The sequence below is a fragment of the Desulfomonile tiedjei DSM 6799 genome (assembly GCF_000266945.1).
Lineage (GTDB): Bacteria > Desulfobacterota > Desulfomonilia > Desulfomonilales > Desulfomonilaceae > Desulfomonile > Desulfomonile tiedjei.
Window position 1 is genome coordinate 1,629,726 of the sequence record NC_018025.1, and the last position, 12,523, is coordinate 1,642,248.

14 protein-coding genes are annotated in these 12,523 nt (G+C 49.7%); 4 read left to right on the forward strand and 10 right to left on the reverse strand.

Going from position 1 to position 12,523, the window contains the following annotated elements; all coding sequences use genetic code 11:
* The first annotated feature begins 587 nt into the window (after nt 1-587).
* A complete protein-coding gene (locus DESTI_RS06870) occupies nt 588-926 on the forward strand; it encodes a hypothetical protein (protein ID WP_014809239.1) in 339 nt (112 codons plus the stop codon).
* Nucleotides 927-1,304: 378 nt separating this feature from the next.
* Here the strand turns inward: DESTI_RS06870 and DESTI_RS06875 are convergent, their stop codons facing one another.
* The 10 genes from DESTI_RS06875 to DESTI_RS06920 form a co-directional block, all read right to left on the reverse strand.
* Nucleotides 1,305-1,940 (reverse strand): cytochrome b N-terminal domain-containing protein, encoded by a 636-nt coding sequence (locus tag DESTI_RS06875; protein WP_014809240.1) that lies wholly within the window; start codon nt 1,938-1,940, stop codon nt 1,305-1,307.
* Between the two features lie 16 nt (nt 1,941-1,956).
* Complete coding sequence (locus DESTI_RS28515; protein ID WP_014809241.1) at nt 1,957-2,400, reverse strand: QcrA and Rieske domain-containing protein; 444 nt, start codon at nt 2,398-2,400, stop codon at nt 1,957-1,959.
* Between the two features lie 435 nt (nt 2,401-2,835).
* Nucleotides 2,836-3,075, reverse strand: a complete 240-nt coding sequence (locus DESTI_RS06885) for a hypothetical protein (protein WP_014809242.1) — start codon at nt 3,073-3,075, stop codon at nt 2,836-2,838.
* A gap of 66 nt (nt 3,076-3,141) precedes the next feature.
* The gene (locus DESTI_RS06890) at nt 3,142-3,741 is read right to left on the reverse strand and encodes a YeeE/YedE thiosulfate transporter family protein (protein ID WP_014809243.1); all 600 of its coding nucleotides are present in this window, start codon (nt 3,739-3,741) and stop codon (nt 3,142-3,144) included.
* Nucleotides 3,738-4,265, reverse strand: a complete 528-nt coding sequence (locus DESTI_RS06895; protein WP_014809244.1) for a YeeE/YedE thiosulfate transporter family protein — start codon at nt 4,263-4,265, stop codon at nt 3,738-3,740. Before DESTI_RS06895 ends, DESTI_RS06890 begins: the two co-directional genes overlap by 4 nt.
* Nucleotides 4,266-4,286: 21 nt before the next feature.
* Nucleotides 4,287-4,676, reverse strand: coding sequence for a hypothetical protein (locus tag DESTI_RS06900; protein WP_014809245.1), 390 nt, complete (start codon nt 4,674-4,676; stop codon nt 4,287-4,289).
* Complete coding sequence (locus tag DESTI_RS28520; protein ID WP_014809246.1) at nt 4,666-5,289, reverse strand: molecular chaperone TorD family protein; 624 nt, start codon at nt 5,287-5,289, stop codon at nt 4,666-4,668. Before DESTI_RS28520 ends, DESTI_RS06900 begins: the two co-directional genes overlap by 11 nt.
* 17 nt (nt 5,290-5,306) lie before the next feature.
* A complete protein-coding gene (nrfD, locus tag DESTI_RS06910) occupies nt 5,307-6,191 on the reverse strand; it encodes an NrfD/PsrC family molybdoenzyme membrane anchor subunit (RefSeq protein ID WP_014809247.1) in 885 nt (294 codons plus the stop codon).
* Between the two features lie 2 nt (nt 6,192-6,193).
* Nucleotides 6,194-6,736, reverse strand: a complete 543-nt coding sequence (locus DESTI_RS06915) for a 4Fe-4S dicluster domain-containing protein (protein ID WP_014809248.1) — start codon at nt 6,734-6,736, stop codon at nt 6,194-6,196.
* Between the two features lie 43 nt (nt 6,737-6,779).
* A complete protein-coding gene (locus tag DESTI_RS06920) occupies nt 6,780-8,975 on the reverse strand; it encodes a molybdopterin-dependent oxidoreductase (RefSeq protein WP_014809249.1) in 2,196 nt (731 codons plus the stop codon).
* Nucleotides 8,976-9,646: 671 nt separating this feature from the next.
* On the opposite strand from DESTI_RS06920, the gene DESTI_RS06925 reads away from it, so the two are divergent.
* From DESTI_RS06925 to DESTI_RS06935, 3 genes are all read left to right on the forward strand, one after another.
* Entirely contained in the window at nt 9,647-11,113 is a 1,467-nt protein-coding gene (locus DESTI_RS06925) for a DUF4347 domain-containing protein (RefSeq protein ID WP_237671480.1), read from the forward strand.
* Nucleotides 11,114-11,428: 315 nt separating this feature from the next.
* On the forward strand, nt 11,429-11,965 hold the full coding sequence (locus DESTI_RS06930; protein WP_014809251.1) for a DUF2975 domain-containing protein: 537 nt from the start codon (nt 11,429-11,431) through the stop codon (nt 11,963-11,965).
* Between the two features lie 8 nt (nt 11,966-11,973).
* On the forward strand, nt 11,974-12,204 hold the full coding sequence (locus DESTI_RS06935; protein WP_014809252.1) for a helix-turn-helix domain-containing protein: 231 nt from the start codon (nt 11,974-11,976) through the stop codon (nt 12,202-12,204).
* Nucleotides 12,205-12,523: the final 319 nt, after the last annotated feature.

Below are 12,523 nucleotides of genomic sequence, written 5' to 3' on the forward strand. Positions count from 1 at the left end.
ATCTTCACAGACTGATTGTAGGGGCGCCCCTCGTGGGTGCCCGGTAGTGACCGGCCTCCGTGCCGGTCATTGCAGGAGGGTAGGCACGAGACCTACCTCTACAAGGATGATGAATCGTGGCACGATTTTTGTGTACTCGAGAATTTTGAGACAGTCTCTTCTTGTCGGTCCATTTTAGCGATATCATTGATCAAATAGAAGAGGTGCCGGCACGGAGGCACGGCACCCACCAATACTCCGATCCTCATTCGGACATCAATTTCGGCAATTGCTATATGCAATAAGATAGCGAAGGCTGGGGCGTTCTGAGCGGAGTGGTGAGACGTCTTTGCGTCGTCCGGAGCGAAGGATACCGCAGCCTCCCAGATTATGAAAAGAAAAGCGAATGTAATTAGAATCGACGTAGATGTAGGAAAACGTCTCCACTATGCGACAATTCTGAAGGTTCTCATGGCCGGGGAACCCGTTGCCGGTTCTCGATAAGAAGGGCTTCATGTGAGCTGGAATTTCCCTCGGTGTTCTTGGCACATCGGTTGCATTGGGTCAGGGCATCATTGCAGCATTGCCGCACATATCCGGGAGCAGACATGATAAAAGACCTTTTTGAAGAGATGATGAGAAGAATGGATTGGGCAAGAAATAGAAATCTCGAGATCCAGATTAACAAGACTGCTTCAGAGTATTCCTGCCGCATACCCATTGACGAGTCCGTCTCTTACACTGTGAGCATGCGATCGATGAAAGATCCTGGAGTGCTGATTCGTTCGTTCTTCCCGGATGGTGAAATCCATCATTATATCAAACTGGAAAGAATTGAACTGGAGGAGGCTGTCTGTATGCTCCACGCCGCGTGTTTGCTGACATACGGAAGACCGGCTGAGGTGTGTGAGGCAAAAAGTCCGCAAGCCGCTCGAAATCGTAGATGACATGACGATCTCACCAACGGATTATACGGACGTGAGTCAAGATAATTCCTACTGGGGCGGAAGCACGGACCCGCAGGGCAGGTCCGTGGTACCCGAAACCGCTTTCGGTCTCGGTACGGGGGTGCCACTGACCTGCTCCGCAAGTCAGTGCGGTATAGTCAGTGCCAAATATTCTGTCGTTTATCCCTCGTGTGAATTACAGGATATTGGTAGGGACCGGCGTCTCTGCCGGTCCATTCTATCGATATCATTGATCATATTGAAGATGTGCCGGCACGGAGGCACGGCACCCACCAATATTCCTAATCTTCAATCAGTCACTAATTTTGGCAACTACTAAAGTATCTTGAATGCAAAACGGATTGAACGTCGGCATGTTCACAGCGGTCGGGATATGCCGTCTTTCCGCACTCTCCAGAAATGCCATGCCATGAGTCCGGCCATGAGACCTGGTAAGAGCACTACGTGCCATACATAGATGCGGATTAAGTTAAAATCCCCAGCGTCTGACGGACCGAAAAAGAGTCCGGCAAAAATCGATCCTGCTATAGGGATTGTCTCTGCAAGATTCCGTGCAATGGTCCAAGCCCAGAAACTTCTGTCGTCCCACACGAGTATATAACCGGTAAAATCCACAAGCACGGTAAAAACCAGCAGAAGCATGCCGATTATCCAGTTGAATTCGCGTGGCGATCTGAAAGAGTGCGTCACAAAGACGCGAATCATGTGGAGCACGACAACCACAACCATAGCCTGGCCCGCCCAATAATGAATATTGCGAATAAAGAACCCATAGGGTGCAATGTGGGCAATGTCCTGTATGGACAGGTACGCGGCAGACAGTGTCGGAACATACCGCAAGAGGAGCAAAAGGCCGGTGATTGTCTCAACAAGGAAGAACCACAGTGCGAGCCCGCCGAGGCACCAGGTGAACCGCAGTCCGCTGGATTCTTCCGGAACAGAGTGAGGATGAACGTGCAGGAGAAGCGAAGAAAAAGACCCTTTGGCTGACATGGTCACCGGATTCCGGTCACGACGGTTTTTGGGGGAAACCGGTCAAGCGCACCGTTCCATTTTCGACGATAAGATGAAATTTCGGCAGAGCACGAGATGCTGGGCCCCGTTTGACATCTCCTGACAAGTCGAATTCGCTGCCGTGGCAAGGACACTCGAACAGGTTTCGTTCCGGATTCCATTTTTGGCGGCAACCCAAATGCGTGCACCGATCTTCCAAAGCAACCAGCGAGCTGTCGGACGATTTTCGGTATATCCAGGCCGAAGCTTCCGGTACATGGAGCGGAGCATCGGGCACAAGCTTTCGAAGCATTTCTTCCGAAAACTCCCGTGTCTTCTTTTCGCCGGAATTAAACGAGGCGAACAGTCCAATCCCCCCGGCGATACTGATTCCAACCGCTCCGAGAATCCATTTGACCATGGTTGTCAGAAACGATCTTTTCTCGTGTGATACCATCATATGAATACGTGCACCACAAATTCACCAGTGCGTGAGAAAACGCTCGGCTTCCATACCGGTGAATTTGGTTTATAGAGATTGTCAAAAACAACGATCTCAATTTGGTACGGCTGGTCCCTTGAAAATCCCCCCAGCCCCCCTTTAGAAAAGGGGGGGCAAAGACGGCATCTATACCCCCCTTTCGTAAAGGGGGGAAGGGGGGATTTTGATTCGGACAGAGTTTTGGACAACTGCTATAATTCAATACCTGTGAGATCTCATGCTCGGAAAGACCAATCTCAGAACCAAGGAAAGTGCTCCCATTCGAGGGCACATTCTCGGACAAATGAAGACATTGTATGCTTTCACACCATAGAATGAAATCGGGGGGAATTTTTCCCAATCAAAAAGTCCCCCCAAAATCTTGCTGAATGCGAAACTGTATGAATCCGAATGCTAGCAGCCTTCTTCGGGCAGTTTCGGTTTGCCTGCGGATTTCATAGCTTTTTCCGCTTCGTCCTTGGTCTTGAACGGACCTTTCACTACGGATTTGACGTCAGCAGGCTTCGCATCCACAACAGCCGTCTTTCCGGAAGCATCTTTGACGACGTAGAATTCCGCCCCAATCGCCAGGGTAGCAGTACCAAAACAAATCAGTGCGAAACACACTACCACCAGTCGCATCATTTTGCTCATGCAAAAACCTCCTTAGACATACTTTGTACATTCTACACGAATAACACTGTATTTTACAATTCCAGGTTATTTGTCATACGGAGCCCAGCGTTCTCCATACCTGGTAAGCCAAAATGCTCCCAATGCCATGACCAGAATGAGCACAGCCATGACCTCTTTCGGGATACTGAAAACTTGCCATAAAGTGAGTCTGCCCAGATCCGAACTATTGTAGAAACTTCCCCACAGAGGAAACCCCGCTGCAAAAACCCAGATACCGGCTATCATCCCCACTATAAAAACGATCGCATCGAGTTTACCCGACACTACACCAACAGCCGCAGTTCCCGGACAGTACCCACCGATTGCGAACCCGAGTCCGAAGAGAATGCCGCCCACAAGCTGTGGCCACAAATACGTCTTCAACAAGGTCAGGTCGACCAGCGTGGAGTAATTAAACAAGCCCAGCCAACTCAGCACTATCAGGCCGACCATAGCGGTGCACAGGGCCGAGAACATGACTTTCAGAACTCTCATGTCTCTGAAATAGAAAATGTTTGTGAGATTCCGTGCATCTCCGAATCCCGCTCGCTCGAGAACAAACCCGAAAAGGAAGCCGATCCCTATTGCAATGAGATAACCGGTTTGCTGGCTGAATGCGCCTTCGATATACAATGGTCCTGTCATGACCATTCCCTCCTGACGAAATATGCTGTTACGAATGCAGTGGCAAACACGGCCATCATGAAGACCCAGCTACCTGCGGCCATTGTTGCCCCACCGCTGAGTGCCTGTCCACTCGTGCACCCAAGGGCGAACCGTGTTCCAATTCCGCCGACTATTCCGCCAACGAATGCCAGAGACAATCTCAATCCCACCCCGGCAGTAGGCCCTCGCCCGACACCGGGTCGAAATCTGCGTGCTGTCAACGCTGCGACCAATCCGCCGATGAAGACTCCGATCACTTCAAAAACAACCCAATTGTAAAATGGATGTTTTCCGCCGGGTTTGTAAAAACTTTTGTAGTAGGGGTGCTGTTCGACCGATTCGGGAGCGACACTGTGCGCGACCACGGCCGCGGTCCTGGCAACCGCCCCGGAAGCGCCCAATCCAGTTCCCATGAGATAAAATGTTAACAGCAATACCAGTCCCAGGGCCACTCCCGCGGCGTATGGGTTCCAGAATCCCTTCGCGTAATCAAGTTCCTGCATAATGTCTCACCCGCCATCTATCTAATTGGGCTTATTCTCAGAGCCCGTTTGTTTGAACTTCGTTTCAACCGCCAGTTGCCCGGAAACACCAAGTGCCATGTTCTCCTGTTTTTCGGAAACAATCTGGCTCCAAAGCTTCGGCGAAGGATCGTTTACGGGTAGATCCGTCGGGCACACGATCAGAAGCTTTGAGGTAAAGTGAAAGATTCCGGCAACAATCACGGCGATGATGGAAACTCCGACTGCCGTAATTATCCCGGCCGCAACCATACGGCCTCGTTTCTCGGCGATATGATTGCGATAGGGTTCGTCTTCAGTCTTTGCCTCAGCAGCTTCAACAGGGCTCGGCTTCAGATCTTCGTCTTCCGGCTGAGTCTCGGGGGTCCGGGTTTCTTTTTCTTCATCGGCCATTGCAGATCTCCTTGTATCCGGCAGCCGCACATCTCACGAGAGATTGCGTTGCATTGATTGCCAGTAGTAGACATTCGGGAGCCTCGTGATCTCGAACGGTCTCCATTAATTCGTTAAGCCAGTCCATATGATCGGCACAAAAAACGCGTGCTTCGTCCACAGGTCGTGTTCTCATCAAAAAAGAGAGAAATCCGAGCAACACCGATAAGTGGTCCGGTGAGAGCACTCGCGGGTCGCTCAACTGTAGGCCGAATCCGTCGAAAAGTTCGATCATATGGGTAGCAGGATCGCCCCATGACAGTCCTTTCACATTCGAGAGCGGATGGGCAGTTTCTGAAGTCCAAAACTTGTACACAGATTCTTCCAAAGAAATTCTTTGCCCTTGCAGGAAAACGAATGCCTGCTCGTTCCATACTTTCTCGAAAGTGCCCGGGTCGAGGAGTGTCATGGGAATCCGCGAATCTCCCAGCAGAAGACGAAGTGTCTCCAGCGCGTCTTCAGCTTCATCCGAGCGTATCGGATGAATTGTACCCAGAAGCACCGAAAGTACGTCGGCCGCCTCGGACAATGCGTCCGGCCCGGGAATCTCTGGGGTGACTGTGACTGGGGTCATCACGGCAGTTGTCCTTCTTAAATTATCTGGGGTGGTGTCCCGGAGAAGATGATCAGCGCTCGGAGACTCATGCCTCCAATCAAAATGCATAAGTCAGCGCCTATAACGAGATACTTCGGCATGTGGCCGTATTCGTGATATTCCACGACACTCAAAACCAGCGGAATAACGATCCCCAGCGCCACCACGAGAGCCCAGAAATAAGGACTCAAGACTCCAGACACGAGCATGCTCGCGGAAGCCGCGGCTTCGACAGACCGGGTCATGGACATGAAAATGAACAGCATCAGCACCGCGCCTTCTATGCTGAGGAAAATCACGTGGCCCAATGCGAAATTCGACAGTGTTCGTATGGTGTTGATGTCCAGGATAGCGGCACCGATCATGGCAATGGAGAGACCTGTAGACAAAGCCGAAGCGAGAAACAACACGGGCATCAGAGGAGTGTTCCAGAATGGAACACCATTTACCACAGCAATAAGCACTCCGGTGTATCCCGCGGTAGCCAGGGCAAGGAAGCTACCGACGATCTCGAGATGTCGGACATATTTCTTGGAGATTCGCCCAATAACGGTCAGCTCGTTCAAAGCCGCGGCATACAGAAACGCCACGGGAATGAAAGCCGACAATATGATGACGCCCCAGGTGATCATACTGCTCAGATTGGAAATAAGGTAAATCTGACGCCAGGGCTGCCATAGCCCTGCTTCCAGATCCAGGACCAGACAGGCTGTGCCAATGGCAACCAGCGGACCCGCTGCAAGTGAACCTGCTCGGGCAAGGGCTTTGGACCAGTCCGGAGCCAAAAGATCGCACGCCACTGCTGCAAGGAAAGCCCCGGCACCTGCTCCAGCAAGAAACAAATAGACAACAATAAGCCATCCCCACGCGCTCTCCGGCATGGTCAACTCCTTTTGTAGAAGATTTTGGGTCGGGTGTTCAGGTCCGGTCGCAGCGGTTCAGCTCGATGCGCGGCGATGAATTTGGAGACTTTGCTGGACGGATCGTCCAGGTCTCCAAAAATGCGCACCTGCGTCGGGCATGTAGTCACGCATGCCGGTTCTCCTCCGTTTTTGACGAGATCTTCGCAGAACCAGCACTTGACAACGATACCTGCATGATGATCGACGATCCTGACTTTGTACGGGCATGCTTCCATGCAATACTTGCATCCCACGCACCTGTCTTTGTTGACCATGACTATGCCCTCAGGAGAAGTGTACACCGCTCCTGTGGGGCAGACTCGCTGACAGGGAGCGTCCTCGCACTGGTTGCACTGGAGAGGCACAAATTCCTTCGCAAACGACGGAAACTTGCCGCGTTCTCTTTCCTTTATCCAGTTGAAGGACTGGTTGTACGGAAGCCCCTGTTGATTCTGGCAAGCCACCCGGCATGAGTGACAGCCCACACATTTCGTCGTATCTATGGCCATTCCGTATCGTGGCATGGTCAGCTCCTTCGCTTTCTCAGATGCTGCACAAACTTTTCCATCACGTCTTCTCCACACGCACGATGATTTCCCCTGACATAGTGTGGCCCAGTACGGGCTCGAAATAAGTGGGGAGAAAATCATTGTACGAGAGGCCGTATCCGAACCCCGTTTTCAGGTTTTTCGCAAAAACGCCGTAACCGCTTGGGAGAAAAACGCATTCCGGATGAATGCCATCGGTGACTCTCGCTCGTACTCGCCCTTTGCCGATAGAGGACGAGACGGTCATGCAGTCACCGTCTTTGATACCGAGTGCTTTAGCTCTATCGGGATGTATCCAGACCCTACCCCAATCATTCATGATAGTGATCTCTTTGAGATAGCTCTGATTCACGGTTCTTGCATGCGTATGATGAGCCTGTTTGCCGTGAATAAGCCTGAACGAATGAGGGTCCTTGGCATCCGGTGTCACCAGAGGCTCTTCCCAGGTCGGCACGGCCGGAAAGTTGTACTCCTGCAATGTGCTGGATACGAATTCCAGTTTTCCGCTGGGAGTCTTAAATGACGGCTCTCCGGGTTTCCATTCACCACCCAAATCGACGACCCCCTCTTTCTTGATTCGATCTAGGGAGACCCCCAGTGGTGCAAGTTGGGCTGCGCTGTACTCCTCCAGCGTGAAGTTGAAGTATTCGCCGATACCGAGATGCGGGGCCATTTCTTTCAAAATTTGAAACATGGGCTTCGTATCGTACAGGGGTTTTACTACAGCCTGTCGGATGGCGACCTGTTTGGATCTGTAGCAATGGTTCGTATGAACCACGTCGTCGCGCTCGAGGTAAAAGGATTCCGGTAGAATGTAGTGGGCCACTGAAGCTGTTTCGGACAGCACATAATCGAAGCTCACCAGAAGATCGAGTTTCTTGTAGCCCTCGATGACTCGAGCCGGGTTGGGATTCGTCCTGAGCGGGTTGTTGTGATACACGAATCCGGCTCTGAGTTTCCCCTGGATGGCAAGTTCGGGAATAGCGTGAGCCAAACCATGGCCTTTCGGGGTGATAGGGTATCGCTCCGGATCTGTGCTGCCGTCAACCATGGGACCGTCGACTTTGGGTGGGTCGGGATGTTGCGTCTTGTCCAACTTGCCGAGCTTTACTTTTGGCCCTTCGTACAGTCCACCGAGTTGATTATAGTTGCCCATAAGACCGTTCACACATGCAACCGCACGGACTAACTGAAGACTATTCTTGTACTGGGTTCCCATGGCGCCGTGATATCCGCGATGAATTACGGCTTTCGGTGCTGCTGCGGCCAATTCTCTGGCGAGGTCGACGATCGTTTGTTTGGGGATAGAGGTTTTTTCAGAAGCCCATTCAGGAGTGTACTGCTCCACTTCTTTGGAGAATTCTTCGAAGCCCTGTGTATATTTCTCCACGAAATCTTTGTTGTACAGATCCTCTTTGATCATTACACGGGCTATTGCCAGCATGAGGGCAAGGTCGGTTCCAGGCCGAATGCGTATCCATTGTTGACCGACAGATGCCGCTTCGCTGTATCTCGGGTCTACAACGACAATCTTTGCTCCACGGGTTTTTGCGGAACTCATGTCGTTGAGTTGCCTCAACTGGAGACCCGCTGCAGGATTTCTCCCAATGAGGAGGATGAAACGACTGTTCTCGAAATCGTGTTCAGGCTTGCTGCTGCCTGTAGTCAGCCACCAACCGATATTTCTCGGTAGAAAACATGTGGCGCCATGGGAAAAGACATTCGGCGACCCCAGCGCATTCATGAAACGCTGAGCAAGCGGAGCATTTCCTTCCGGATAATGAAGCCAAAAAAGTGATTCTGGCCCGTGATCCTGCTTGATCTTGGCCAATTTTGCTCCGATCTCCTTGTACGCCTGCTCCCACGAAATCGGCTCGAACTTGTTCGGCCCCACTCTCTTGAGTGGCGAACGTATACGGTCAGGATTGTACATTTCATGGAGCAGAGCATGCCCTTTTGCGCAGATTCTCCCCACATTGTTTCCCGCAATGGGGTTTCCCACGGCTTTCCACACCTTATCCCCTTTGGTGTACACGTTGATTGCGCACCAGTTGCCGCATCCGTCACAAAGGGTAGGAGTGATCCGAATGTCTTCTGAAACATTCTGTTTGGCCGCCCAGGAATTGAAAGTGAGGTAAGAACCTGCCAGGAGGGTGGCTCCACCGGCTGCAGAACCGATAAGGAACTTACGTCGAGTAATGCCTCGTTTTTTCATTCTTCCTCCATGAGAGGGATCTACTATATACAGATATATGAATATAGAAATTGTGTCAAGCGCTTTCGAAGGATTCTGCAAAAAAATTCTTCGTTGGAACGCGAGGTAAATTATTGGTGTAGTCGTAGTCGCAAAATCGGACAAACGGCATGCAAAGCCCAACGAATCGTTCCGATTTTTGCACTGCCTCGAACTTAGCCGTAGTTTGGAATGAGCAGCTCTGTTACAGACTCTCGCACGAAGTATCTTTCGTCGATGAGTAACGCGTTTTCACGTGCTCGATTCTTGACCGTCCGTAAAGATCTCCGATCCGTTGTTCTCCGACAGATGATCTCTGCGGTTCCTCGCTTCGCGTTGTCTTCAGCCTTGTGGTAGGCCTAATCCGGATAGCTGAAGAGGATCAGTCAGTATCTCGCCCGATGATCTCGGAACGCCGACTCGCTCTTGCTCTGAGTTCAATTTGTCTTTATTTTCAGAATGCCTGAGAAAATGCTTGCACACGTAATCGAAAAAAAATTGACTCCAGCCCGTTTTTCGGTATTCGATTATGATTCATGTTTGCAATTCTGAATTGGAAACTGACTGCCGCTATCGATGCCCATCCATGCGGATTATGGAGAAGCCCAATTCAATGAACCAACAACAGAGGGGGAATTATGTTCGTGAGAGAAATGGTTTTAGAGCAACTTGAGGAGAGAATCGTTCTTGATGGCGCGGTTGCCAATGCGCATGACGTCCAGGACCAAACGTCTCATACCGATTTGGTGGACAGCCTCGGCTGGATCTATGTCGAGAATGATTGGTGGTTTAATGATGATGGGTCTGGCTGGTGGTTTAACCAAAACACTGGCTGGTGGTGGAATCAAAATGATGAATGGTGGTTCAAGAACGACAAAGGTTTTGATTACTGGTATCACGGGGTTCATCAGTATTGGGCCGAAGAGAATTCAACAGGTGCCTGGTTCTGGTGGGACGATGTGAATGACCACACTTGGGAAGCCGCGTTTAGCTGGTCTTACGACTGGGATAATCGGATGTGGTGCTGGAATGACTGGAATGGAAGCCAATATTTCAGAGATTCATCGCACTATTTTTACCAATCACATGATTCATGTCAGATTCATGTAAATCTAAACGGTCAATGGTATGAAAATCCGGAAGGACTACCGACGAATATAGATTTATATGATGGTAATTGGCACCAAATGGATGCTGTTGAATCATTCAGATACGGGAATCATTACGGACATTGGGGGTATGAATGGGGATCCAGGATAAATGGTCAACTGTATAGAGATGTCATATATTATCCTGACGAATCCAATGACCATGGGTATAGCTATATTTATTATGTTTCTAACGGGCAAATAATAGGAACTTACCTTTATGTCTCAGACGATGTGGACTATTTGGGAAATGGGAAATTTCTGGCCATTAGCATTGAAGGTCATACAGCCACGTGCAAATTATGGGATGTTTCTGTCAGACCAGAAAGTGCCAGTGATGATAGATTCTTATTGGAATGGACCGGCTACAACATGCTATCGGATTTTGATTATTTTGATGATCCTCTTAGGGTTCTGTTCATAAACACGACACAAGAAAGTTCAAATTATAAAATAAGCTACTTGGAAAATAACACTATCGTTTTCAAGTACTGGGACAGCAGTGATTTCACAATCGGCGAACTGGTATCGGATTTGCGGTCGCTCTCTCAGGCTTTTGCTCGCCAAATCGACACAGTAGCAATTGATGATCATGGGTATTACAATGTTATAAAAATTGGAGACGATTACGTTTCTTATGGACAACCACAAACAGGATCAGGCTGGACTTCTCGGCTTGTTACTGAATATGAAAGTGCCTTTCGCGAATGGGGTAGTCTTATGTCTTCGGACGGCCAGATCCAGTTTTATAACTGCTACGTGGCAGGTGGTTCGGGAGATATTGGCGCATGGAGCAAACAATTGCTGTCGACAATATCTCAATATACAAATGCTGACGTGTTCGCTAATGACGATCTCGCTAAAGTTGTCTTTGATTCTAATACGGGGGCATTGGTGTCTGTCGAAAATTGGGACGCTGACTGGAGATCAAACACCAGCCTCACATTTGACTCTCTTTACCTTTGGGCATAAATCGTTCGGACCCAAAAACCGGCTTTTTTCTGAATGGCGCGCAAAGCCGGTTTTTTGACCTTGAAACAGTTGTTCAGAAACTGTGTCAATTCACGCTATGTGTCAACCGTCTGCAGACGAGAACGCCTTTATTATTGTTATACAGTAAAAAATGATCGCAAAACGAGATGTTTTGTGTTGACTGACCTGCCATGCTCATGTACAGTTGGATCATCCCGGAAATGATGCCCGGCAATAATTTCCCGGAACAATGCCGATATGTCTGAATGTCGCTGAATCCGAAATTGTGGATTCACTTGCGGGAAAGAAGAGCACATGGAGAACACTCAACGCATTGCAGTGATAAGTCGCAAATTGAGACTGGCTTGTAGTGGCTTGATTTTGTGCCTACCTTTTGTAGTTGCAGCTTTTTGGGTTTTCTTTAACCAGGTTTATTCATCGTTGCGGATGGTTCCCCTGCCTGTTCGCGTGGATCATGACCTTTCCGGCCTGACTCGTCTCCTGGCATTCTCGGCTGACTTGATTCCTTTGGCCGCAACAATTTACGGCCTGCTAAGGCTGAGAGACTTGTTTGGCTTGTACGAAAACGGTTTGATTTTTACTGAACGAAATGTCCATTGTTTCAGGAGCCTGGGGAGGACTCTGCTAGTCTGGGTGGGATGTGACATCGTCCGGTATTCGATTCTGAGCGTTGTCCTTACCCTAGAGAACCCTCCAGGCCAGAGATTGCTGGTAGTAGGTATCAACTCAGGGGAGTTGGCTGGAGTGTTTACAGCCATCGTTGTCCTCATCATTTCCTGGGTAATGGAGGAAGCGAGAAAACTCAGAGAAGATCAGCAGCTTATTGTTTAGGAATCAAAATGTCCATCATAATCAACCTGGACGTAATGCTCGCCAAACGCAAAGTCAAATCAAAAGAATTGGCTGAATATATTGGAATAACAGAGCAAAACTTATCGCTACTCAAAACCGGCAAGGTCAGAGGTATTCGTCTCTCCACCTTGAATTCAATCTGCGAATTTTTGAATTGTCAACCAGGTGATATCCTGGAGTACAGAGAGTCCGAACGTTCTCGAGAAGCATCTGACTGAAACACGCGACTGCTAAAAAGACAAAAAGACGTAACCATTCAGTTGTAAGCGGGCACTAGGAATTCTGCGCCCTGAAAGGGCGGGCCAATAGTAGTCCCTTCGGGGCTATAGAACCCTTTTCCACGCGTAACTGAATGCTTACAAAAAGACCGTTTTTTTTCTTGACAGAGGGGTCCACCTCAATTCGCTTTTCTTTTCATAATCTGGGAGACTCGAGGTATCCTTCGCTCCGGACGGCGCAAAGCCGTGATCGCTCCGCTCAGGACACCCCAGCCTTCGCTATCTTATAGCAGATGACATAATTTCTGACCTTTTGAAC